This is a genomic window from Mesobacillus sp., from assembly GCF_057785455.1.
Map to the genome: position 1 here is coordinate 121,933 of NZ_JBYNSB010000060.1, position 23,644 is coordinate 145,576.

General features: G+C 42.9%; 28 protein-coding genes. 18 read left to right on the plus strand and 10 right to left on the minus strand.

The window, feature by feature from the left end; all coding sequences use genetic code 11:
* Positions 1-199: 199 nt before the first annotated feature.
* The 4 genes from AC3EBE_RS21930 to AC3EBE_RS21945 all read right to left on the minus strand — a co-directional run bounded on the left by AC3EBE_RS21930 (position 200) and on the right by AC3EBE_RS21945 (position 2,929).
* On the minus strand, positions 200-1,087 hold the full coding sequence (locus AC3EBE_RS21930) for a ClpXP adapter SpxH family protein (RefSeq protein WP_488597150.1): 888 nt from the start codon (positions 1,085-1,087) through the stop codon (positions 200-202).
* On the minus strand, positions 1,084-1,485 hold the full coding sequence (locus AC3EBE_RS21935) for a globin domain-containing protein (RefSeq protein WP_488597151.1): 402 nt from the start codon (positions 1,483-1,485) through the stop codon (positions 1,084-1,086). The genes AC3EBE_RS21930 and AC3EBE_RS21935 overlap by 4 nt, the downstream gene beginning before the upstream one ends.
* Positions 1,486-1,675: 190 nt before the next feature.
* A complete protein-coding gene (locus tag AC3EBE_RS21940) occupies positions 1,676-2,320 on the minus strand; it encodes a lytic transglycosylase domain-containing protein (protein ID WP_488597152.1) in 645 nt (214 codons plus the stop codon).
* Between the two features lie 24 nt (positions 2,321-2,344).
* Entirely contained in the window at positions 2,345-2,929 is a 585-nt protein-coding gene (locus AC3EBE_RS21945) for a CYTH domain-containing protein (protein WP_488597153.1), read from the minus strand.
* Positions 2,930-3,049: 120 nt separating this feature from the next.
* Here AC3EBE_RS21945 and AC3EBE_RS21950 point away from each other — a divergent pair, with 120 nt between their 5' ends.
* The 5 genes from AC3EBE_RS21950 to AC3EBE_RS21970 all read left to right on the plus strand — a co-directional run bounded on the left by AC3EBE_RS21950 (position 3,050) and on the right by AC3EBE_RS21970 (position 7,037).
* The gene (locus AC3EBE_RS21950) at positions 3,050-3,433 is read left to right on the plus strand and encodes a UPF0738 family protein (RefSeq protein ID WP_488597154.1); all 384 of its coding nucleotides are present in this window, start codon (positions 3,050-3,052) and stop codon (positions 3,431-3,433) included.
* 35 nt (positions 3,434-3,468) lie between these two features.
* A complete protein-coding gene (gene yjbM / locus AC3EBE_RS21955) occupies positions 3,469-4,107 on the plus strand; it encodes a GTP diphosphokinase (RefSeq protein WP_488597155.1) in 639 nt (212 codons plus the stop codon).
* Positions 4,108-4,140: 33 nt separating this feature from the next.
* The gene (locus AC3EBE_RS21960; RefSeq protein WP_488597156.1) at positions 4,141-4,941 is read left to right on the plus strand and encodes an NAD kinase; all 801 of its coding nucleotides are present in this window, start codon (positions 4,141-4,143) and stop codon (positions 4,939-4,941) included.
* Between the two features lie 44 nt (positions 4,942-4,985).
* Entirely contained in the window at positions 4,986-5,888 is a 903-nt protein-coding gene (locus tag AC3EBE_RS21965; RefSeq protein WP_488597157.1) for an RluA family pseudouridine synthase, read from the plus strand.
* A 141-nt stretch (positions 5,889-6,029) separates the two neighbouring features.
* Positions 6,030-7,037: a CAP domain-containing protein gene (locus tag AC3EBE_RS21970; protein ID WP_488597158.1), complete on the plus strand. Its 1,008-nt coding sequence runs from the start codon at positions 6,030-6,032 to the stop codon at positions 7,035-7,037.
* A 162-nt stretch (positions 7,038-7,199) separates the two neighbouring features.
* Here AC3EBE_RS21970 and prpE read toward each other — a convergent pair whose 3' ends face one another.
* A complete protein-coding gene (gene prpE, locus AC3EBE_RS21975) occupies positions 7,200-7,937 on the minus strand; it encodes a bis(5'-nucleosyl)-tetraphosphatase PrpE (protein WP_488597159.1) in 738 nt (245 codons plus the stop codon).
* Between the two features lie 504 nt (positions 7,938-8,441).
* Between prpE and mgtE the strand changes: the two genes are divergently transcribed.
* The 4 genes from mgtE (at position 8,442) to AC3EBE_RS21995 (ending at position 13,178) form a co-directional block, all read left to right on the plus strand.
* Complete coding sequence (gene mgtE, locus AC3EBE_RS21980) at positions 8,442-9,767, plus strand: magnesium transporter (RefSeq protein WP_488597232.1); 1,326 nt, start codon at positions 8,442-8,444, stop codon at positions 9,765-9,767.
* 13 nt (positions 9,768-9,780) lie between these two features.
* Positions 9,781-11,640: a monovalent cation:proton antiporter family protein gene (locus tag AC3EBE_RS21985; protein ID WP_488597160.1), complete on the plus strand. Its 1,860-nt coding sequence runs from the start codon at positions 9,781-9,783 to the stop codon at positions 11,638-11,640.
* 131 nt (positions 11,641-11,771) lie between these two features.
* Positions 11,772-12,539, plus strand: a complete 768-nt coding sequence (fabI, locus tag AC3EBE_RS21990; protein WP_488597161.1) for an enoyl-ACP reductase FabI — start codon at positions 11,772-11,774, stop codon at positions 12,537-12,539.
* A 147-nt stretch (positions 12,540-12,686) separates the two neighbouring features.
* A complete protein-coding gene (locus AC3EBE_RS21995; RefSeq protein WP_488597162.1) occupies positions 12,687-13,178 on the plus strand; it encodes a CotO family spore coat protein in 492 nt (163 codons plus the stop codon).
* Between the two features lie 50 nt (positions 13,179-13,228).
* On the opposite strand, the gene AC3EBE_RS22000 is transcribed toward AC3EBE_RS21995, so the two are convergent.
* A complete protein-coding gene (locus tag AC3EBE_RS22000) occupies positions 13,229-13,735 on the minus strand; it encodes a CotY/CotZ family spore coat protein (RefSeq protein WP_488597163.1) in 507 nt (168 codons plus the stop codon).
* Between the two features lie 200 nt (positions 13,736-13,935).
* Between AC3EBE_RS22000 and AC3EBE_RS22005 the strand changes: the two genes are divergently transcribed.
* The 8 genes from AC3EBE_RS22005 (at position 13,936) to spoVIF (ending at position 18,663) form a co-directional block, all read left to right on the plus strand.
* Positions 13,936-14,283 (plus strand): DUF1360 domain-containing protein, encoded by a 348-nt coding sequence (locus AC3EBE_RS22005; protein ID WP_488597164.1) that lies wholly within the window; start codon positions 13,936-13,938, stop codon positions 14,281-14,283.
* Between the two features lie 614 nt (positions 14,284-14,897).
* Positions 14,898-15,383 carry a YhcN/YlaJ family sporulation lipoprotein gene (locus AC3EBE_RS22010; protein ID WP_488597165.1) on the plus strand — a complete coding sequence of 162 codons (486 nt, stop codon included), beginning with the start codon at positions 14,898-14,900 and terminating at the stop codon, positions 15,381-15,383.
* Between the two features lie 15 nt (positions 15,384-15,398).
* Positions 15,399-15,878 (plus strand): stage V sporulation protein AC, encoded by a 480-nt coding sequence (spoVAC, locus tag AC3EBE_RS22015; RefSeq protein ID WP_488597166.1) that lies wholly within the window; start codon positions 15,399-15,401, stop codon positions 15,876-15,878.
* Entirely contained in the window at positions 15,879-16,892 is a 1,014-nt protein-coding gene (spoVAD, locus tag AC3EBE_RS22020) for a stage V sporulation protein AD (RefSeq protein ID WP_488597167.1), read from the plus strand. It begins immediately after the preceding gene.
* Positions 16,893-16,906: 14 nt separating this feature from the next.
* Complete coding sequence (gene spoVAE, locus AC3EBE_RS22025; protein WP_488597168.1) at positions 16,907-17,263, plus strand: stage V sporulation protein AE; 357 nt, start codon at positions 16,907-16,909, stop codon at positions 17,261-17,263.
* A gap of 35 nt (positions 17,264-17,298) precedes the next feature.
* Positions 17,299-18,015: a DUF421 domain-containing protein gene (locus tag AC3EBE_RS22030; protein ID WP_488597169.1), complete on the plus strand. Its 717-nt coding sequence runs from the start codon at positions 17,299-17,301 to the stop codon at positions 18,013-18,015.
* Between the two features lie 87 nt (positions 18,016-18,102).
* Positions 18,103-18,225 (plus strand): YjcZ family sporulation protein, encoded by a 123-nt coding sequence (locus tag AC3EBE_RS22035; RefSeq protein WP_488597170.1) that lies wholly within the window; start codon positions 18,103-18,105, stop codon positions 18,223-18,225.
* A 183-nt stretch (positions 18,226-18,408) separates the two neighbouring features.
* Entirely contained in the window at positions 18,409-18,663 is a 255-nt protein-coding gene (spoVIF, locus tag AC3EBE_RS22040) for a sporulation-specific transcription regulator SpoVIF (RefSeq protein WP_475097080.1), read from the plus strand.
* 26 nt (positions 18,664-18,689) lie between these two features.
* On the opposite strand, the gene AC3EBE_RS22045 is transcribed toward spoVIF, so the two are convergent.
* A complete protein-coding gene (locus AC3EBE_RS22045; protein ID WP_488597171.1) occupies positions 18,690-21,011 on the minus strand; it encodes a UvrD-helicase domain-containing protein in 2,322 nt (773 codons plus the stop codon).
* A 162-nt stretch (positions 21,012-21,173) separates the two neighbouring features.
* Between AC3EBE_RS22045 and AC3EBE_RS22050 the strand changes: the two genes are divergently transcribed.
* Positions 21,174-21,503 carry a hypothetical protein gene (locus AC3EBE_RS22050; RefSeq protein ID WP_488597172.1) on the plus strand — a complete coding sequence of 110 codons (330 nt, stop codon included), beginning with the start codon at positions 21,174-21,176 and terminating at the stop codon, positions 21,501-21,503.
* A 92-nt stretch (positions 21,504-21,595) separates the two neighbouring features.
* On the opposite strand, the gene AC3EBE_RS22055 is transcribed toward AC3EBE_RS22050, so the two are convergent.
* The 3 genes from AC3EBE_RS22055 to AC3EBE_RS22065 form a co-directional block, all read right to left on the minus strand.
* Positions 21,596-22,018, minus strand: coding sequence for a GNAT family N-acetyltransferase (locus AC3EBE_RS22055; protein WP_488597173.1), 423 nt, complete (start codon positions 22,016-22,018; stop codon positions 21,596-21,598).
* Between the two features lie 6 nt (positions 22,019-22,024).
* Positions 22,025-22,534, minus strand: coding sequence for a YjcG family protein (locus tag AC3EBE_RS22060; protein WP_488597174.1), 510 nt, complete (start codon positions 22,532-22,534; stop codon positions 22,025-22,027).
* Between the two features lie 379 nt (positions 22,535-22,913).
* A complete protein-coding gene (locus AC3EBE_RS22065) occupies positions 22,914-23,627 on the minus strand; it encodes an alpha/beta hydrolase (RefSeq protein WP_488597175.1) in 714 nt (237 codons plus the stop codon).
* Positions 23,628-23,644 lie beyond the last annotated feature (17 nt).

Sequence of the window (23,644 nt, forward strand, 5' to 3'; positions counted from 1 at the left end):
TTGTTTGACCGTGAAAGATTTCTCCCATCCCCTTTGTTCGTATAAAATAGAAAAGGTCCTGCAGTTGGAGAGCTGCAGGGCCTTTTCCTGTTTATCGCTTGTGAATAAACCTGGGATATATCATATAAGGTCCTCGTATTTAGGACCTGGTGGAAAAATCCATTAGCAAACAAAATAACCGTGCATAATCCATGCACGGCTATCCTTCTTGTTCCTGATATCTCCAGAACATCCCGTATTTTGCGGGGATTTGTTCGACCTTTTGTTTTAGGAGGAGCTTCTTCATTTCCCGTTCTGCCTGGGATACTGTCATATCGTATACGACAGCAACTTCCTTCGAGGCAACCATTTTGTATTGTTTCATAAAAGCCTCTAAAGCAGGCGGCTTTGCCGGTTCAGGTTTTTCTGGAAGCATTTCTTCTAGAATCTGAACGTACACTTCATAAGGATACAGACCTGTGATTTTTATGCCTTCCTCCTCGATATTCGAATTAAAGAAGACGAGGGTCGGGATTTCCTGGACATCCATTTCATTCGTGATTTTCAGGTCACATTGGAACGCTTTTGCAGCTGTTTCTGAATGAATGTCAGTCACAAATTCCTCAACATCCAAACCCACATGGCGGGCACAGCCTTTTAAGACTTCGAAGTTGGATACATTTTGTTTCTCCAGAAACAGAACCTCCTGGAGCTTTCGCAAAAATCTGATGCCCTTCTTTTTTCCTTGGAGCTCTGCGGATTTAATGGCTATGGAAGCAAGGTATGGCGAGGAAACCGGATTTTCAAACCAGAGGCTTCCATCACAGGACATTCCCGTTCTGCTTGCTGTTTTTTCCCAAAGCTCTGCGATCGTTTCATACTTTTTCTTTCTGCTCATATTTAAGGTGGCAAGCCTGCCGCTTAAGATATGGCGGATGGAGAAATAGCTTCCGTATTCGATCTGCAGCTTTTTGATTATCGGTTCAAGCGCCCAGCATTCCGGACATAATGGATCAACGAACATATATATTTCGATAGGCTTCTTATCCATGCCATGACAAAACTCTGAAGGGTCGTAACTCAAAAGGTTCTCTCTGTTGAGTTTCATGGGTTCTCACCAGTCGCGTCATCAGGTGTGTTGACCATGTGCTGGGCTGTCAGGTATAAGCGTGCATAAAAATCCTCCCTGATAGGACCTTCCAAACCAACTTCATCCATTGCTTCTGACATGCATGAGAGCCATGCCTTTGCACGGACAGGGGTAACTTCGAAAGGCAGATGCCTCGCCCGGAGCATTGGGTGTCCATGTTCGCTTGTATACAAAGGCGGTCCACCTAGATATTGAGTCAGGAACTGCTTTTGTTTTCGTGCAGTTTCCGTTAGGTCATCAGGGAATATAGGAGCAAGATCAGGATGCTCTCCTACCCGGCGGTAGAAAGCATCGACCAGCCGGTGAAGTGTTCCTTCGCCAATGGCTTCGAATGGTAAGGTCTTATTCTCAACCATATGTGATAACTCCTTTAAAAAAAATTTTGAATTTCATTAGCTTTGATAGTTATGTTATTTATTTTAGCAATGCTAAATTTATATCTCAAACAAATAGGCTTGTGAACAGATAATTACACTGATTGCTTTACTAATGTACACAAAAAGGCCGTCTGTTACCACTGGCAGACGGCTGAAAAGTATGGAAATATCATCCATAAAACATATTGGTTATTTTGGTTACGTAATTTTGTGTTTCCTTGAAGGGTGGAATCCCTCCGTACTTGTCGACGTTACCTGGCCCGGCGTTATAAGCTGCCAGCGCAAGCTCAATATTATCGCCGTATTTGTCCATCATTTGGCGTAGATATTTCGCTCCGGCAAAAATATTTTCGGCCGGGTCAAAAACATTCTTCACTCCAAGACCCCTGGCAGTAGCAGGCATTAGCTGCATCAAGCCGGAAGCGCCAGCAGAGCTGACGGCATTTGGATTAAAGTTGGATTCCTTTTGAATGACAGATTTAATCAATTTTGCAGGCAGGCTGAAGGCAGCAGCAGCCTGGTCAACAATATCATCAAAGCCCGAATCCCGAGTTGCCAGCTTTGTCAGCTGAATCGGCGGAAGTGCAGGACTGGCACCGAGATTGCCAAGGCTGAATGATTGAACTGCTTCCTGTGTCCCCCCGAAGAATTCTTCAAGACGGGTGGCTGTTGCTCCAAGTGCATCTGTTTGTTCTGTCATAAGAGTTGCCAGCATTTCCTGAAAAGGGCTGCTGCCAGATTGAGATGCAGGACTGCTGTTCAATTTCTGAAGTGCTTGCAATTCAAGCGAGACTTTTAACTGATCTATGTTCATGGCTGAATCCCCTGTTAAGTTCTATTATTTAAAAGAGCCTGATTTACGCATATAAAATCGTTTGATTTTATTATCGGTCGTTCGGGCTGGAATGTTAAGTTCAGCAAGCAGTTCGCTGAAAATCTTCAAGCCTTCAGCTTCATCCGTTACCTCATATTCTATCTCATAATCTTCTGTATTTAAATAGTAACTATGGTCTAGTACTAGAAGTCCGCCTTCGTATGAAAATTCAGCTCTGTCAGTGGTCAGCGATCCGAAATACTGAAGGAGTTCGACATCCTTTATCAAAGCGGATACAGCATCTTTCACTTCACCATCAGGAATTTGTCCGGAAGCAAGTATTTCTTCAGCCTCTTTAGCTGTAAGCTGTTGATTGGTCTCAAGCAGCCCCAGATTGGCAGGCTGTTTCAATGTCATCTCAAAATTTTCGCCTTTTTCCCTGATCCTTAGTGCCGAACCGCAGTCCTTAAGAGTAAAGGAAGGAGTATCAAAATAGTGATTGACCTGGGTCTTGAACATGCTGTTCTCGAGTTTAAAGTGACTCGTTATTTTAAGGAATTCCTCTTTCGTAAGGATATTCTTGAATTCAATTTCGATATTCTGGCTCATATTTGTCCGCTCCCTTTGGAAATTTCTGTCCTTATTATCTCGTTAAACAGGGTCCGCTTCAATCTTTAGTAGAAATTGCCTCTATATGATAAAATAATAAAGATTATGGAGGTTGAAATAATGAGCCAAAGAATATTTATTACCGAAGCAAAAAATGAAAATAAGGAACTGCTGCTTTTATCAGAATCAGCAGCAGACATTGCAGGTCTGTCAGCAACAGGCCAAATGCTAGTGGATTCTGACCAGCTCGCTTTTATTTATATTGTGGAAAATGAAGGGAGCTATCAATACATCTCAATCCCGGAAAATACATGGCCTGCTGTCCAGGATGGCCTGGCAGCGGGAGCAGCAGCTTACCTTACAGCCTCTGATGATACAAAGCTGAAACTAGAAGGCTTTTTCGAGGAAATGGAATACTTGATATCGAATATAAAAGGGAATAGCAATTATGGAGAGGAAATGGTCGCGAAAGTGGAACAAGTTTTTACTGCGCCCACCGCATAGGCTTTCGTGAATAGAACCGGTTGAGGTGACTTAAAGTGAAACACTGGGATCAATTTTTAGAACCTTATAAACATGCAGTCGAAGAATTAAAAATCAAGCTCAAGGGCATCAGAAGCCAGTACGAATTGCACTCCGATCATTCCCCGATTGAATTTGTCACAGGAAGGGTAAAGCCTATTGCAAGCATCCTTGATAAAGCGAATCAAAAGGGAATATCGCTGGATAAACTTGATACTGAAATGCAGGATATTGCAGGCTTGAGGATCATGTGCCAGTTCGTGGATGACATCAAAACGGTTGTCGAGTTATTAAGAAGCCGGAATGATTTTGAAATTGTTGAGGAGAGGGATTATATCTCCCATAAAAAAGCAAGCGGCTACCGATCTTATCATGTTGTGATACGTTATCCAGTCCAGACCATCAGAGGAGAAAGAAATATCCTTGCTGAAATACAAATACGTACACTTGCCATGAACTTCTGGGCTACAGTGGAACATTCATTGAATTATAAATATAAAGGTATGTTCCCTGAGGATATTAAGATCAGGCTGCAAAGGGCGGCTGAGGCAGCCTTCCGCCTTGATGAGGAAATGTCGACGATCAGGGGCGAAATCCAGGAGGCACAAGCTTTTTTTACGCGAAAAAAAGAAATGCAGCAGGATGGAAAGAAATAGATTCACTATCGACAGGCGGGGGTGTAAGAACACATGAAATTCGCAATAACTTCAAAAGGGGATTCCCGGTCAAACACATTAATGCACAAGATGAGGACATACCTTTTGGATTTCGATCTCGTTTATGATGAAGACCAGCCAGATATCTGCATTTCTGTCGGCGGGGATGGAACGCTCTTATATGCATTTCACCGATACAGCAGCAGACTGGATAAGACAGCATTTATCGGAGTACATACCGGGCATCTGGGATTCTACGCAGACTGGGTTCCTGAGGAAATTGAGAAGCTTGTGATCGCCATAGCAAAAACACCATACCAGGTGATTGAATATCCCCTGCTTGAGGTAATTATCAGGTACCAGCATGGCGGAAGGGAGACCAGATACCTGGCGCTGAATGAATCGACGGTAAAATCAGTGGAAGGCACACTGGTTATGGACGTGGAAATTCGAGGGCAGCACTTTGAGCGCTTCCGTGGTGATGGTTTGTGTGTTTCAACACCGTCAGGGAGCACAGCGTACAATAAAGCATTGGGCGGGGCGATTCTTCACCCTTCATTAAGAGCAATCCAGGTTGCAGAGATGGCCTCGATCAATAACCGGGTATTCAGGACAGTCGGTTCTCCGCTGATCCTGCCCGACCATCATACATGCACGCTCAAGCCGGTTAACAGGCCTGATTTCCAGGTGACGGTGGACCATCTGACACTGCTTCATAAAGACGTGAAGTCAATTCAGTTCCGGGTTGCGGACGAAAAAATCCGCTTTGCAAGATTCAGGCCTTTCCCATTCTGGAAGCGTGTCAGTGATTCATTTATTTCGGACAGTGACTAAAAAATGTAAACTGAATGAAGAACATTAAGACAGGAGCAGCTGATATGGCGAAACAATTCAGTCTGGAGTGGACAGCTGAAGCTGCTGATAAAGGCAAACTGCTGAGGGACTTCCTTAAGGAAAAGGAAATTTCCAAATCCGCACTAACAGATATCAAATTCAAGGGCGGTTATATCTCGGTTAATGACCAGGAAAAAAACGTCCGTTATATCATTCAGCCGGGTGATGCTGTCACAGTCATGTTTCCTGAAGAGTTTCCTTCTGAAGGCATGAAAGCTGAAAATATACCACTTACAATTGTCTATGAGGATGACTATATACTCGTTGTGAACAAACCTGCCGCCATGAATACCATTCCTTCTCGCGAGCATCCTTACGGGAGTCTGGCCAGTGCAGTTATTGGCCATTATCAGCAAAATGGGATTGCAGCAACGACTCATATTGTCACAAGGCTTGACCGGGATACATCTGGTCTTGTTCTGATTGCCAAGCATAGCCATGTTCATCATCTCTTCAGTAAACAGCAGCGGGCTGGTGATGTAAAACGCACATATGAAGCCTTTGCAGAGGGGATTTTTGACCTGGATGAAGGAAAAGTGGAGGAACCGATTGCAAGAAAAGCAGACAGCATAATCGAACGGACTGTTGATCCCTCAGGACAATACGCCTGCACTATTTATACTGTACTCGGCAGCTGTTCAGGTTTTTCCCATATACAACTGCGGCTATTGACAGGCCGCACTCATCAGATAAGAGTACATATGTCGCATATCGGCCATCCGCTGTTAGGTGATACTTTATATGGAGGAAATCATGAACTGATTTCAAGGCAGGCATTACACTGCAGGAAGATCCGGTTTTTTCATCCCTTTTTGCATGAAGAAATGGAATTCACGGCAGAGCTTCCAAATGATATGGAGCAATTATTAACAAAAGGTAAACCATAATGAGGTTTGCCTTTTTTCGTTTTAGGAAAAGTATTGATGCTTTTTCATTCCAGGTTTTTCTCAGATATTTCATTATATATTTCCGCTGATTTTTCAAATCATAAGGAAGTAATAAATGAATTATCAGGGAGGAAAAGAAACTTGAACATTTATAAGCAAGGTAAAATAGCTGCTGTTTCTGCTGTCATGCTTTTAGGACTGGCAGCTTGCAATAACAATAACGATGAAGCACTTGATCTAAGGGACAACAGAATGACGACCCTTAACAATGATTATGGAACAGGATACTGGGACAATGATACAAAGGAATTAAGGCAACAAAATGGCAGCAGTAAAGCTGGCACAGTTAAAAGGACTGCACGAAACGGGGAAAGCGGAACGAGTGAAATTCTGCAAATGCCGGATGGATTTTTGACGATTGACCCGAATTCATACAGTACCGAAACTCCAAGTGCGGACTTTCCTCATACTGAAATGAACAGACAGGGAAGACTTACTTATGGAGACTTTCAGGGGGCTCGCCAGCCGCAAATGGGAGACCAGGCTTTACTGCAGCCTCGTAATGGAATGCAGCCAGCTCCAGCAGCACCAAATCAAGGCCCATTACAGGCACCGATAGAGGAAGGTAATTTGCAACCAGGTCAAGGAGAGACAGCTAACGGAGGTGCAGCTCCCGCGCCAAACCAGGGGACAGCACCAGATCAAGGGACAGCACCAAATCAGGAGGCTGCCCCTCAGCAAAAAGCTGGGCAAACTCCATCTGGAACTGAAATCAGTGCATTTGAATCAAAAGTGATTGACCTGACAAATGAACAGCGGAGGAAAAATGGTCTTTCTAACCTTCAGCCTGATACAGCATTGAGTAATGTTGCTCAGGCAAAGTCTGATGATATGCTGGCCAAGAATTATTTTTCACACACGAGCCCGACATATGGATCACCATTTGATATGATGAGGGACTTTGGAGTGAGCTACCAGTCTGCTGGGGAAAATATTGCAATGGGCCAGCAAAGTGCTGAAGAAGTTGTAAATGCCTGGATGAATAGTGAAGGACACCGGAAGAATATCCTGAGTCCTAATTACACACATATCGGCGTCGGTCATACCGGCCAGGGCAACTATTGGACACAAATGTTTATCGGGAAATAACACAAATAAAAAGCTAACCATTTTTTTTGGGATGGTTAGCTTTTTGTCATTATGCCGGAACCTATAGCTGCCCTGCAGGAAGAAAAACCGAGGCTGGAGGGAACCAATAACACATTGTTGATATTTATCTCACGAACTTCATGTGAAAAGGACCATTCAACCCTAAATCTCGCGGAATTTCTCTGCTACATAAGGCATGGTGGATGGTATTGATATGAGTTCCATCTCGGGATACCTTAGTGCTGTCAAAGATCCGCCGAACACTGCTCCGGTATCAATGTTATAAGTATTATTAATGATGCGGGGTTCCTTTACCGGAGTATGGCCATAAACGATTGTCGCTTTGCCTGAATATTTTTTCGCCCAATCCCGTCGGACTGGTGTTCCATCTGGATTAGACTGGCCGGTAATATCGCCATAAAGAACAAAGGTCTTGACCTTGGAATTATTTTCGCCTATGTAATCTTCACGGATACCTGCGTGCGCAATGACGAGTTTTCCGTTATCTAGAACATGATATAGTGGAGATGAGTCGTAAAGCTGCTTGAACTTCTCCCGAAAGGTACTTTGTTCCTTGGAACCTAGAGCTGAAAACTCTGAGACAGTTGTTTCCAGGCCATGTGTTATTTGAACTTTATTGCCAAGAAGATAACGGTAGAGTTTGTTGCAATGGTTACCGGGTACATAATATGCAAGATCCTGTTCAATCACAAGCTTCCAGACTAATTCCGCCGTTTTCAAGGATTCTGGCCCTCTGTCAGTCAAATCACCGACAAATGCAAGCTTCCTTCCTTCAGGATTGACTGGAATACCAGCTTTCCACGCGTAACCTAAATTTAGTGTAAGTTCTTTAAACTCGCTATAACAACCATGGATGTCCCCGATAATATCTAATTTCATAAGCATCTCCTCATTTAATTATTTACGATCTCTATAAAAGCGAATGGGCATTTTTATTATTCCGGTTTTCAGCAGGAAAGATGAATATTTAGACATTAAATTCTTTTCAAGAAAGTCTTATTTAAAGGGAATGTTATAATTACAAATTATCTTTTGCAAGGAATAGAATAACACGTAACCATTTTAAAATTTTGCTGGATTTATACACCATTCAGAAGCAGGAATCCTATGTTTAAAGTAAAGTGATGCTTTCAAGGCAATTCAAAAGCTAAAAATGGATTCGAAAAGTGTAATGAGCAGGTCTCTCAATGCACTTCAGAAGCAAAGAATCCAATCGAAAAGTAACGAGAAATAGGTCCTAAAAAGGAAAAAGTGCCGATAAAAGACAAAGAAGACAAGAAATGCTAGTATAATGAAATGTACTGAAGTGGAAAGGGGGTAAGGTGAATGGCTGAAGAAAGAAAAGATTCATCAGCAAAGCAGCAGATTAACAGAGAGCTGCTGATGGAAGCACTTTACTCTGATAAAATTGATGATTTCCGTGCGGAGTTTTTGGAGCTTCATCCATATGACCAGGCGGAATTTTTTAGTGAATTAAATGATGATACAAGGGCAAAGGTTTATAATTTCCTGTCACCTGAAGAAATGGCTGAGCTGTTTGAGAATCTGGAAGCGGATGAAGAGGATTTCAAGGACGTCCTTGCCCAAATGAACCCGAATTATGCCGCTGACATGCTATCAAACATGTATGCTGATGATGCGGTTGATGTTTTGAATGAGCTCGATAAGGATCAGGTCGCTAGCTACTTGACAATCATGGATGAAGAAGCGGCGCAGGAAATCAAAGACCTGCTTCATTATGAAGAATACACTGCCGGAAGTATTATGACAACTGAATTCATTGCAATTGCTGCTAATCAGACGGTCAGATCAGCGATGCATATTTTAAAGAACGAGGCTCCTCAGGCTGAAACGATTTATTACTTGTTTGTGATTGATGAAGAAAAACGTTTAGCTGGTGTCATATCTCTTCGTGACTTAATCGTCGCCGATGACGATACCATGATACTTGAAATCATGAATGAGCGTGTTGTCTCTGTATCAGTCGGGGAGGACCAGGAGGAAGTAGCACGTATGATGAGAGACTATAATTTCCTTGCATTGCCAGTAGTCGATTTTCAAAAACATCTTCTGGGCATCATTACCGTCGATGACATTATTGATGTAATGGAAGAGGAGGCATCTGATGACTATTCGAAGCTTGCTGGTATTGCCGATTTGGATTCGGTTGACCGTAATCCTTTTTCCGCTGCTAAGAAGCGCCTTCCCTGGCTTATTATCCTGCTCTTCCTTGGAATGTTCACCGCAAGCCTGATTGGCAGATTTGAGGAGACACTAAATAAAGTAGCAATTCTCGCAGTCTTCATTCCGCTGATAGCGGGCATGGCAGGAAACACGGGCACACAAGCCCTCGCGGTAGCCGTCAGAGGCATTGCGACTGGTGACCTGGAAAAGGAGAGCAAATGGAGCATCATTCTCAGGGAAGCAGGCACCGGCCTAATCACCGGATTCATCTGCGGCATTCTCGTAACTTTCGTCGTTTTTTTCTGGCAGGGAGATTTGTTCCTTGGTGCACTTGTCGGAATCTCCATTTTTATTACCTTAATCATAGCAACTTTGGCTGGTTCTTTAGTTCCGTTGCTGATGCATCGGCTGAAAATCGACCCGGCAGTAGCATCTGGCCCTTTCATTACTACTATAAATGATATTATCAGTATTTTAATTTATTTTGGAATCGCTACTGCTTTTATGAGTTATCTTACTAAATAAAGGAGGGATGGGGATGGAACAACATGCTTCGATTACCTCTCTCGTAATCGTAATCATAGTTGCCTTTATAACACCTATTTTGCTTCATCGCTTGAAATTGAGTTTTATACCTGTTGTAGTCGCTGAAATCATTATGGGTTTGATCATAGGAAAAAGCGGCTTCAACATAGTACATGAGGACGCCTGGCTCGGAACGCTTTCTACGCTGGGATTCCTGTTCTTGATGTTCCTGAGCGGTTTGGAGATTGACTTTACTGCTTTCTCAGGAGGCAGCAAGAAAAAATCATTGCCAAATGGAAAGAATGAACCCAATACGTTTATGGTTTCATCCATCATATTTGTTGGCATTTTCATTGCATCCCTCGGTCTTTCTTATTTATTTGTTCTTGCAGGCTTTATCGAAAATGTGTTTTTGATGACTTTGATCATCTCGACTATCTCACTTGGAGTCGTTGTGCCGACATTGAAGGACGCCCACTTGATGAAGACGAATATCGGACAGATTATCCTGCTGATCGCGGTCATTGCCGATTTGGCAACAATGATACTGCTGGCTGTGTTTGTATCGATTTATGATGGAGGAGAAGGGAATACATGGCTGCTGCTTGTCCTTTTTGCCGCTGGCGTTGCCCTTTATTTTATCGGTAAAAGGTTTAAAAACCGCTCGTTCATCAATGCTTTGTCTACAGGGACTACACAGATAGGCACCAGGGCAGTTTTCGCCCTGATCATTCTGCTCGTTGCCATATCTGAAACAGTTGGGGCGGAGAATATCCTTGGAGCATTCTTAGCAGGGGTTTTAGTTTCACTTTTAGCTCCTGACCAGGAAATGGTCCATAAGCTTGACTCTTTCGGTTATGGTTTTTTAATTCCAATATTCTTTGTAATGGTGGGAGTCGATCTTGACGTTTGGTCCATGCTGAGTGAAAAGAAACTTCTGCTTCTTATTCCATTGCTTTTAATAGGCTTGTTCATATCAAAGATCCTGCCAGTTTATCTATTGAAAAGATGGTATGATACCAAGACAGTTTTCGCAGCAGGCTTCCTGTTGACATCTACTTTGTCCCTGGTCATTGCTGCTGCAACAATTGGTGAACGAATGGAAATGATCACTCCCCAGATGAGCGGAACCTTGATTCTGGTTGCAGTAATATCGAGTGTCATCACTCCAATCATGTTCAAGAAGCTGTTCCCGCAGGCAACTGCTGAAGAGAAGAAGGTAAAAGTGGCATTCATTGGTGCTAACCAAATGACCCTTCCTGTATCAAGGGATTTGGGATCATCCCTGTATCAAACGGTTTTATACCATAAGAAACAAGAGAAGGACGGTAAACAGTTTGCTGATTCAGTGTTTGACATTATCGAAGTGGATAATTATGAAATCGAGACACTGGAAAAGCAAAACGTCTATGATGCTGATATTATCGTCATTTCAACCGGAGATGCTGATCTTAATGCTACAATTGCAGTAAGTGCCAAGGAAAAAGGGATTGAACGTGTGATTGCGAGGATTGAAAGCCCTGACCTGGCCGAAAAAGCTCAGGAAGAAGGAATTGAAATCTTTTCTGTCCTGCGTTCAACAGAATCGCTGCTGCGTGCAATGATCGAATCGCCAGGTGTTATGAGCATCTTGACCAACCAGGAAAATTCGCTGCACGAAATCCGGATGCTTAATGATCATTTTGATGGCATGAGCATCAGGAGATTCCCATTCACTGGCGATGTCATCTTTGTACGGATATTACGCGGAAATGATTCAATCGTTCCCCATGGCGATACAGAATTGATGCTCAATGACCGTCTGATTGTCACTGGTTCGAAAGAATATGTAGATGAGTTAAAACGTGAATTGGAATTTTGTTTTTGGTGTTAACCATCTTATCCGGAGGTATATAGAAGAAGCTTACCCGCCTTTCAGGCGGGTTTTCCTTTTCAAATGAAACTTAATAGTGTAGAATTAGCACTAGGTACTAATAACTTGTATTAACAGGGGGATTTCTACGAATGAGTCTTTCATTAAATGGTAAAACATATGTAGTAATGGGTGTAGCCAATAAACGCAGCATTGCATGGGGAATTGCTCAATCTCTCCATAATGCAGGAGCAAATTTAATTTTCACTTATGCTGGAGAGCGTATGGAAAAGAGTGTCCGTGAACTGGCAGAATCGCTTGATAAAAATTATTTAGTCCTTCCATGTGATGTAACGAGTGATGAAGATATCACAAAATGCTTTAAGGATATCAAGGAAGCGGCCGGAACAATTTATGGCGTTGCTCACTGTATCGCTTTTGCAAACAAGGAAGAACTTCAAGGGGACTATATGAACGTTACCCGCGATGGCTTTTTACTGGCCCACAATATCAGTGCATATTCACTGACAGCTGTTGCGAAGGAAGCCAAAGAACTGATGACTGAAGGCGGAAGCATTGTAACGCTTACTTACCTGGGCGGAGAGCGCGCAATCCCTAACTATAACGTAATGGGTGTTGCAAAAGCATCCCTTGATGCAAGTGTCCGCTACCTTGCAGCTGACCTTGGAAAAAACAATATCCGTGTGAATTCAATCTCAGCAGGGCCAATCCGCACACTTTCAGCAAAAGGTGTCAGCGACTTCAACTCAATCCTTAAAGAAATTGAGGAAAAAGCTCCATTGCGCAGGAACACGACGCCAGAAGAGGTAGGCGACACAGCTCTATTCTTGTTCAGTGATCTGTCCCGAGGCATTACGGGAGAAAACATTCACGTTGACTCTGGATTCCATATTCTTTAGAAAACTAATTAATGTAATTAAACCCGCTTGAATTGATTCAAGCGGGTTTTTGCTATCCCTTCGCTGGCATTCTCCAAAAAGTATTAACCCTGGGTATTTGTCCTGCATACACATAAGTAGAGAGTGAACTGAGCAGGAGGTTTGGAAATGGCCAGAAGAAAAAAGCGGGAGAAACCTCTCTTATACATTCATCAGCCTGACTATCCAGAGTTGTCAGCAAGCATGCAGGAGAAGTACCACTTTAATGACAGAGTACATGGAAATGAAACTGAAATTGAAAATGCACCCGCAGAGGAACAAAATAAGCAGGAAAGCTCTGTAGCGGTCGAACTGGAAAAGGTGGAAGAACAAGAGATCAGCAATGTTCTTGAAGAGAGTGACACTTCGAAGGAAGTTGAAGAGGGGAAGAAGAAAAAACCCTTTAATGAATTATCAATCATGGAAAAAATCGAATATCTGGAACAATTCCCTGTTTCCATTGTCAAAATCCAATACAGTTTCGTGACGGTTGAAGATAAGATTGTAGGTTATTTTGTTTCAAATGAAGAGGACCAGATCAGGGTTATCCCCAAAGGGAAACGGAAGCCAGTACTGATACCAGTAAAGGAAATCATTGACATAAAAATACGCGGTCTGTAAAAATGTCAAAAAAAAGAGAGGGCTACCATCTCGGCAGCCCCTGCTTCCAATTATTTTGCTGGAGTATTTGTAGGAAGCAATGTTGTAGACACCGGATCCAGACACACTACTGCGCAGAAGCAGTTGAGGTCAACAGTGATACAGATACCTGTTCTGAAGAAAGTTGTTGTTCCAGTGTTGATTTGCTCGCATGGTTCTGACCATTTGCACAGTTCAGTTGTTCCTGTAGAAAGCAATTCAAGCTTAGCGCAATTATCATCAACCGATGTCACTCGGAAGAAGAATGATTCAATGCACTGAAGCACTTGTGAACTGTTCTCCCTTCGTATCAACCGGACACCAGTACCAAGGAATGGATCACAGCCGCAATACAGGATTAGCGGAATAGTATCAAAGTTGTTAGGTGTAGTTGCTCCTGCCAGCAGGTCCTGGATGGATTTATTGCAGCTGACATCACAATCACCATCATTATCTACTTCATCTTGAGCATCTGCTACTCTTTTAAGGATATCCGCTACACAGCTATCTGTGTCAAATTTTCTTTTTCCACAAGTCATTCAAATTCATCTCCTTTGATTGATTTGACCTATTGTCCTTAATAGAATATGAATCGCCCGTCTAATGGTGTGGGTGTTTGTCTAATTTTAGAAGGGATTACTGCAAAAATTAATGACAGGAGCGGACAGGCTCATGCCCATACATAGGCCATAGCTATGCATATGCTGAAATGTATCTATAAGTAATAGAGGTGGAATGCATGGACAGCTGGCTAGATTTATTCCTGCTCGTTTTCGCGAGTTTTCGATTAACCCGGCTAATTGTTTACGATACGATCACTGAATTCATAAGAGCGCCATTCCATGAAACCATTGTCGAAGAAATGGAGGATGGCAGCAATGAAACATATATTGAGGTAAAAGGAACGGGTGTAAGGTACTGGATCGGCGAGCTATTGAGCTGCCATTGGTGTACCGGGTTCTGGACGACGGTTGTCGTTTACAGTGCATACGAACTAGTCCCTCGCTTTGCCATGCCGGTTATAGCCATACTTGCGATAGCAGGCGCTGCATCATTGGTCCAGAAATGGGCCAGTAAAGAAGATTAGCAATCTGATTAGTCCGTCCAGAACAAAAAACGACAGTGAACATAAAATGGTGTATGGACTCTCTGAAAAAAGGGGGTAAGATTGTTGGAAGAGAAGCGGAGCACAGATAACCAGTCTAATGAAAACAGCAATGAAAAAGCAACAAACCCGCGCCGAAGGCGAAAAAAGGGCTGTGGCTGCGGAAAAAAGAAGAAGCAAGCATAGAAACTAAGCCTGCCATCCGGCCAGGCTTTTTTTGTGCTTGAGAATTCGATGACGGCTTATTTTCATGTCACTAATTAGGCATTTCTTGGATTAATTTGGTCAGCGTGGAACCAGGTTAAACCCTTAGAAAGTGATCACCAATGAGCCAGATGGGGAGTCATTTTTTCCTGAAAACTGGAGAAAGAAGTTAACAATGACCCAGAATGGATCTCTTATTTCCGCTAAAATCGAAAAATATTTGCCAATAGCGATTCTATTTTAGGATTGATAGTCGGAACCCACTAAAAAACATCGTCATAAAAATGCGTTTTACAGAACATGGAAACAATCCCCTCTATAAATAATTCATAATTTATCTTGCCAACGTGGAAAATAATTTTATCAAAAAGCTGACAATAGGAAGGGATAAGATGAAAATGTTTCAGGCAGGAAAAGCATTGGTGGTTTTCTTTATTCTGGCCGCGGTCATGACTGGCTGTTCCATGGGAAAAACCTCTCCAGAAAGCCGCGCTTCAATGATTCAATCTGTGAACCCAGATCCAGGTGCGACAAATGATCTCGATATCAAAGATATCAAGCTTGCCGAGAAAGTCAAAAAGGATATAGCCGCACTCGATGAGATATATGATGTCGCTGTCATTAAGGGGAAGAAAGATATTTTGGTTGCCTATAAGGTCAAGCATCTAAAGCGGTTTGGCATGAAGAGGATCGAAAAAGAAATCAATAAGAAATTGGAGAAGAATTACCCAGGTGAGAACTTCATCGTTTCAAGTGATTTTAAAATCTTCATAGAGGCTGTGGAACTGCGCGAGAGAATGAAGGATCCTGCATATCCCGAGGATAAAGCGGAAAAACAGCTGCAAAAGATTATTTCGTTGAAAAAGGAAATGACATAAGGAGGAATTGGCGGAATGGGGAATAAGAAGAAGCAAAAGCTCACACCACAGCAGCAGCAGTACCAGCAGCTCGAGCAAAAGCATGAAATAAAAAGGCCGGTACTGAAAAATTGCATTAAAGCCTTTTTTGTCGGCGGCATCATCTGTGTGATTGGCCAGGCTATCACTTACTTCTATATTTATTTCTTCAATTTCACTGAACAAACAGCAGGGAATCCAACTGTAGCTACGATGATTTTTATATCGATGCTATTAACGGGCTTTGGAATCTATGATCATATTGGCCAATTTGCAGGAGCAGGAAGTGCTGTACCTGTTACAGGCTTTGGAAACTCAGTCATATCAGCTGCGATTGAGCACCGTACGGAAGGCTTTGTTCTTGGAGTTGGCGGAAATATGTTCAAGCTTGCCGGAACTGTCATTTTGTTCGGGGTATTCTCGGCCTTTGTTGTTGCTCTGGTCAAAACGCTTTTAACAATGATGGGGGTGCTGTAGATGCTGAAAGGCAGACAATCTTGGCAGTTTACGAACCGCCCTGTAATTGAATCCTGGGCGGCTTCAGGAGGCCCTTTCGAAGCAGAAGGGAAGCTGGCGGCTGATTTTGATATCCTGCACGATGACCTGTGGATGGGACAAGAATCTTATGAAAAAGCCCACCGTCATCTGCTGGAAGAAGCAATTAATGCTGCGCTGCAAAAGGTAAACATGGCGAAAGAGGATATGCATTTCATGCTTGCGGGAGACTTGATCAATCAGATTACCCCTTCAAGCTTCGCAGCCAGGACGATGCAGATTCCATATTTCGGGCTGTTCGGGGCGTGCTCCACATCAATGGAAGGTCTTGCGCTTGCAAGCTTCATTGTCAATTACCAGGGTGCTAAAAAGACAATCACAGGAGCATCAAGCCATAATTCAGCAGTCGAGAAACAATTCCGTTATCCAACGGAATACGGTGGCCAAAAGCCTCCGACAGCACAATGGACTGTAACCGGGGCAGGTGCGGCAGTGGTAACCGATAACCCAGATAAAAGCGGAAAGCCCGTCACAACTTCGGCAACAATCGGGAAGGTCATTGATATGGGGCTGACTGATCCTTTCAATATGGGCGGAGCGATGGCACCGGCAGCGGCTGATACGATTGTAGCCCATTTCAAAGATCTGCAGATAGAGCCATCGTATTATGACCTGATTGTCACAGGGGATTTAGGGAGGATCGGCCAGGAGACAACGTATGAACTCTTGCAAAAATCCGGCCTGGATATTGAAAGGGATAAATTTCAGGATTGCGGCTTGCTTATTTATAAAGACGACCAGCCTGTTCAATCCGGTGGCAGCGGGGCCGGCTGCTCGGCTTCCGTACTATATGGGCACCTTTTGAACCAGATGCAGAAGGGTGTCTACAACCGGATTCTCGTTATAGCAACTGGAGCATTATTGTCACCGTTATCATTTCAGCAGAATGAAAGCATCCCGTGTATTGCTCACGCAGTATCAATCGAGATGAATTAGAAGGAGGAATCACCTTGCTACCAATGTTTTTTTGGGCCTTTGTTATTGGGGGGCTGATTTGCGTATTCGGTCAGTTGCTTTTTGACGTAGCTAAACTTACCCCAGGACATACAATGAGCCTGCTGGTTGTCATTGGCGCAGTGCTTGATGGGTTCGGTTTATATGAGCCGCTGATTGATTTTGCAGGCGCAGGGGCTACAATTCCAATTACAAGTTTTGGAAATTCACTTGTTCATGGCGCCCTGCAGGAAGCGGATCAGCATGGATTGGTCGGTGTTCTGACAGGAATGTTCGAAATCACCAGCTCCGGTATTTCGGCTGCTGTGATTTTTGGATTTATTGGAGCATTGATTTTTAAGCCAAAGGGATAACTCGGTGACACAACCTGAGTTGAGGATGGATCAAGATGGACGATATCTTAAGGACAGTGATCCGCTCAATCATGCTGATCATTGGTTTGTTCATAATTACTAAGCTCCTTGGGAAAAAACAGCTATCGAGTCTGTCTTTTTTCGAGTACATTGTCGGCATTACAGTAGGGGACATAGCCGGAACTTTGTCGATGGATCCGGACTTGAGCTTAAGGGACGGGGTTGCCAGCATGCTTGTATGGTCATTCGTTCCTTTAGCTATCTCGGTTATTTCCTTGCGCTCCCGGGCATTTCGGTCAATTGTCGAAGGGAAGTCGACTACATTTATAGAGCAAGGAAACTTGATTGAGAAAAATCTAAGGAAAGAAAAATACAGCCTCGATGAATTGCTTGAGCAGCTTCGCAAGAAAAATGTTTTTCGGGTGGCGGATGTCGAATTTGCATCGCTCGATTCGAACGGGGAATTGAGCGTTCTTCTAAAAAAAGCGAAACAGCCACTGAAGTACGAGGATGTGGCAGGGCAAAGCAAGGAGGAATCACTGCCAGCACCAGTGATCATGGATGGGAGAATTGTTAAAGAGAACCTCCGAAAACTGAACTATACTGAGGAAATGTTACTCAATGAAATTAAGGAAGGCGGCCATGATCCCACGGAAGTGTTTTATGCAGAAATGGACCAGTATGGCTACATCATGGTCGATGAATATGACGAATACATAATCCGGCAAATTCCGGACTTCGAAAAAGTGTAAGAGTCGAAATATAACAGCTCGCCCAAACCAAAATCTGCATCTCGCATATATTGATCATGAGTCAATTAAAAAGCGAGGTGAAGAGGTATGTTCGGTTGCGGATATGGGTATGGCTACGGTTATGGCGGCGCCTATAATGGTTCTACTTTCGTATTGATCGTTGTGTTGTTCATCTTGTTGATTATTGTTGGTGCAAGCTTCTACAGCTGATGAAAAAGGAAAGGAGCCGTTTGTGATCAAACGGCTCCTTCTTCTTGGGATCCTCACATAATAAAGTTTTCAGTGGTGCAGCTTCCTTTTAAAAGGGCTGCCCAAAAAAGCGCCCATGAATTCTTCACCATTTTCGGCTTCCTTCATACTATAGAGTAGTTAAAGAAGGAGGCATGACTTGATATGGATAACAATTTCTTTAAGAACATAGAAAAGAAGACAGGCGTCAATATGAAGGATGTATTTGAGCTTGCGAACTCATTGCAGAATGCGAATTTTAAAGATGAAAAGACAGTTAGAGGCGTGATTCGCCGCGTATCCCAAATTGCCAATAAGCCGGTTAATAAGGATATGGAAGACAAAATTGTTGAATCAATCGTTAAAGATGGGAAGCAGCTTGATTTTGGGCAAATTTCCAAAATGATCAATAAAAAATAACTTTTCTTAGAAAACCAGGACCTGGATTATACTCCCAGGTCCTGGTTTGGCATTTTTCTTTTTAAATTCGTCAGGAATCTTGAAGGGCTGGCTTTCCTGCCTCGCCTTTTTTGCGGTACTGAAATCAAAAGATTCTTTTGTGCACGAGTCACCGCAACATACAACAGCCTCCGTTCCTCCTCCATAGGCTGTGAATCCCCATTTCGGTATGATTCAAGGGCAAAATCATGCGGGATGCTGCCATCCACTGTCCCGATTATATAGACATTTTCGTATTCCAGCCCTTTGGCACGATGGATGGTGCTCAGTGTCACTGCATCAGAGGCACTTTTGCTGCTCCGCTTTATTTCTGCATTCATGGCCGTCATATGGTCAGCATGCTCAATAAATTCAGCCACCGTTTTGAAATTCCGGGCAGCGACTTTCAAATCGCGGATATCATCTGATCCTTTTTCGAGCTGGTTGCCCTCATTGCCGCGTTTTTTGATGAAGTCCTGATAGCCTAAATCCTTTTCAATGACCTCAATTGCCGTTAGAGGTGTAAGTGTGGCGAGCGAGGAGACTATCGGGCCGAGCTTTTTTAGTTTGTTTTCCTGGAAGGCGAATCCAGTCTTTACATGAGCCAATGCCTCAAGCATTGAACAATCATTTAAAATACTGTTAGCCTGAAGATCACGATAGATGGATTGCTTCATAAAAAGAGAAGGCAATATATTCCTCACTGCTTCAGGATGATCAGGGTTTAAACTTAATCGCAGAAATGAAAGGATCCCCTTTACCATAAACCGTTCATAGAAGGACTCAATATCCTGGTCCACACGGAAAGGAAGGCTAGAATTTGCCAATCTTTCGAATACAGCCCGGCTGCCGGCGTTAGTACGGAATAGGATGGCGAAGTCACCTGGACGGGCGCCTTGTGCAATCCGTTCCTGGATATCAGTTACAATCATTGTTGCCTCTTCTTCCTCATCGTAAGGATGGAAGAGAACAGGCGGGCATTCTCCTGAAAATTGAGCCCTCATTTCCTTTTCATGGCGGAGGAGATTAGCTGAAATGACCGTGTTTGCTGTCTCGACTATTTCGTGAGGAGAACGATAATTTTGGTTAAGTATGATCAGCTTCGCATTTTTAAACTCATCCCGAAATTTAAATAAATACGCTGGGTCACTTCCGCGAAATGAATAGATTGACTGGTCATCATCTCCAACTGCACAAACATTCCCTGTATTGCTGGAGAGCATTTTCACTAATTCATACTGTACTTTATTAATATCCTGGAATTCATCAATTAAAAAATACCTAAAACGATTCTGGTAGTTTTCAAGAATCTGAGGGTTGTCCTTGAACATCTGGTAACAGCCCAAGAGCATATCGTCAAAGTCAAAAAGCCTTTGCTGCTTTTTTGAAGATTCATAGTCTTTATAAAGAAGTGCCACTTTCTCTTCCCATGGAGTTTCCGGTTTCACTTCATCTGGCATGACCATTGTATTTTTCCATAAACCGATTTGCTGCAGAGCCAGGTCATATGCAAATTCCTTTTCATCCAGCTGCAGCTTTCTTCCAGCCTCCTTTAGCAGCTGTTCACGCTGCCAATCCTTTTTCATAAGCTTGTCAGAAGACCATTTTTCGCGGTCATGAAAGCAGAGGATGCGATAAAAGATGCTGTGGAATGTACCAGCTACGAGCTTGTTGACCCTGGCTGCAGACATTCCGGGATAGGTAATGATCCTGTTTTTCATTTCACTGGCAGCCTTTGCGGTAAATGTCACCAGCATGACCGAGCCAGGCTCTATCTTCTTTTCCTCCAGCATGAAGGCAGTCCTGGCCGTCAAAACCCTGGTTTTACCGCTGCCGGCCCCAGCCAGAATCATCAAAGGTCCTTCTGTATTTAAAATGGCTTCTTCCTGGTTTCCGTCAAATTGAATGCCGGCATTCTTCAGCTGCTGTAAATAATCTAATTCAGCTCCAGGCTTTACTGGAGGCTTCGGTTTAAAAGGAGTGGGGATCTTAAGTTCCCTGGGAGCGACAAATTGTTCGGCATTTTCTGCTGCAGTTGCAATTGGCCGTGATTTTGGGATTCTAAACCCATTCTGCTCAATGTATTCTGTCTCTTCTGCAGAGGATTCCTTGGGAGAGGAGTGGAATTCCTGTTCCTTGCAATCGCCCTTCTTCGATAACAGATGGTAAAAATGAGGCTTTTCCATGATACCAAGATAAAGGCGTACTGGCTCACCACAAACAGAACAAGTAAGCATGCCTTTTTTTCCATCATCATAAAGCTTTTGGTAATCCTCGCGGTTATATTTTTCAAGGCTGATGAGCTGTTGATTATACCTGGCAGTTTTCATAATTTTCCTCATCTCTTTCCAAAAATAGCACAATCTTTATCTTAACAGAATAAGATTTTTAACAAAAGGTAAAAAAGTAGTTTGCGACGGACAGAAAAGGGGAAAATCGATAGAAGGGTATAGTAAGAGAAACAAAAACTACAGTTCATGGGGGATATGAAAATGGGATACATTCTTCCGGTAACGAATTATCAATATATGCAATACGCAGAACGTGAAGTTGGATTGGATTACGATCCATTTCAAATTGTCAGGGTTCCAAGAATCCGCAAGGAAGACCCTGTCCAAAAAGGCCAGGAACATCACGAGCCAGTAGCAAAAACGGCCAATGGAGAAGAACAGCAGCCAGTGGCACGTATGCAAAAAGCTGCCGCAGAGTTCAATTTTGGGCGGACAGATCGAATTTACAAAAAAAGAGTGAATCCTGCTTTGGTCAGCAAGACATATGCTGAACTTACAGGCAAAGGGAAGTACTACAGCGAGTCAATTTAACTCTGCGGTGGTACTTTTTTGTTTAATCACTTATAAACCACTTACATACTTCCATAACAAATCCCCCTTTCGTAAAAAGGGGGATTTGTTGGTTATATGGTTTTCTTCATTGTCTTATGAGGGATGCCAGCATCCAGGAATTCCTCTGAAATGGTTTCATAACCAAGTTTGCTGTAAAAAGGAATGGCATGAGTCTGGGCATTCAGTTTTAATGTTGTTATGCCCTGGGACTTCGCATAGTCCTCGATTTTGTTCATGACTTCAACGCCCGCACCGATTTTCCGATAATCCTTCAGGACGCAAATGCGTTCGACCTTGCCAATTCCTTCGAGGACACGGAATCTTCCCGCTCCTGCAGGAGTGCCGTCCTGATACAAAACGAAGTGTACTGCTTCTGATTCATGCTGGTCGATTTCTTCTTCTTCGGGTACATTTTGTTCATTCACAAAAACTGTACGGCGGACATCAAATGCATCTGCCAGTTCTTGTTCATTCGTTACGACTTTAACTTCCACGTATGATTATTCCTTTCCTAGGCGAAATGTTTCATATACTGTCCATGAGCCATTTTCAAGCTGATAAAGCAAATGGATGCGGTCAGCAGTATCTTCAAAATCCACACTGGACATCCTTAATGATCCATAAACATCCGAATGCTCATCATCTGACATTTTTTGGCCAATTGTGATATGAGGGACGAAATTATATTCCTGATTTCCTTCGAATGCACTATTAAGCTCATTATGAAGCTTCTCCAATTCCTCTGGAGATTCAACCTTTAGATAAATCACATTATTAGTTGGCTTAAATGAGCCTATTTTAGTGATCTTGATATCTACAGGGCCGAAATTTCTCGCAATCGTATAAATCTTGTCGGCAATTTCCTTGATTTCTTCCTCGGTTGCCTCAAATGCGTCTTTCAAGGTTAAATGCGGCGGGATCAATGCGTAATGCGGGTCATACCTTCTTCTGAGTGAATTCGCGTAATCCTGGATTTTCTTTGATGGGAAAATTACTATACCAAATTTCATTTCAATACCCCCATTTCAAATTTTTTGGCTTTATATTTTAAATAAAGTAACAGTATAATGATTTGCCATTCATTATAACAAATTTTCAAAATATATAATATAAAGACGCATTTATTATATTTTTTTCTATTAGACTGTTAAACATGGCTTTTGATTTCCGTTCCAGGCGCATCGCTTTCCTCTGAAGAATTATCAAAAAGCCCAACTGCCGGTTTTTTCAAGGGCAAATTCTTCTTGGGGCGTGCGGTGAGCCTCCTCGTCGCTTCGCTCCTGCGGGGTCTCAACAGCCCTGCTAAATCCAAAGAGTCTGCTGGCCTTTCACTGCAATCAACAATGTTTAAATATGAACCTTCAGATTAAACAGAGCCTTCTATTAAAATCATGAAAACATCAATTTTATCGCTCTTTTTAAATCAGGCTGCCAATATGTCCAGGTATGGCCTCCGGCAAATTCCTCATAGAAGTATGGGAATCCCTTTTCCTTGAAAATCGTTGATAATTCCCTGTTTGGAGTCAGGAAATCTTTTTCCTTGGCCGAGGTTGTTTTTACCGCTGTTTCTTTTTCACCGACAGTATGGTAAATGTTCAGCAGGGAAGTTTCTCTGAATTCCTTGACTGCAGTGGTTACTTGATCATTTACATAAGGAGACTGAAGCAGCACTTTGCCAAAAGTATGCGGGTACTGAATTGCCGCCATCAAGGATACAGTTGCTGCAAGTGAATCTCCAATCAACGCCCGTCCCATCCCCATTTGGTATGTTGGATATTCCCGGTCCAGGTAAGGAACAAGTTCATGCGCAAGAAAACGGATATAGGCCTGATGCTGTTCTCCTGCAGGATGGTATTTCCTTCTCCTGTCTTCCACAGATTGATAAGGAATCCCTGCGATGATTACGTTTTCAATTTCCTTTTTGGCTAATAGTTCGTCAGCCACGCGGCCTAGTCTTCCCAGCTGGAAATAATCCCTGCCATCCTGAGCAATCAACAATGAGTATTTATATAATGGAGAGTAATTTGCCGGCAAATAGACCAGCATGGTGATATCTTCTCCAAGTTCCTTGCTGTTTAATGTCACTTCTTGAATTTTACCCATAGGGAAATCCATCTCAC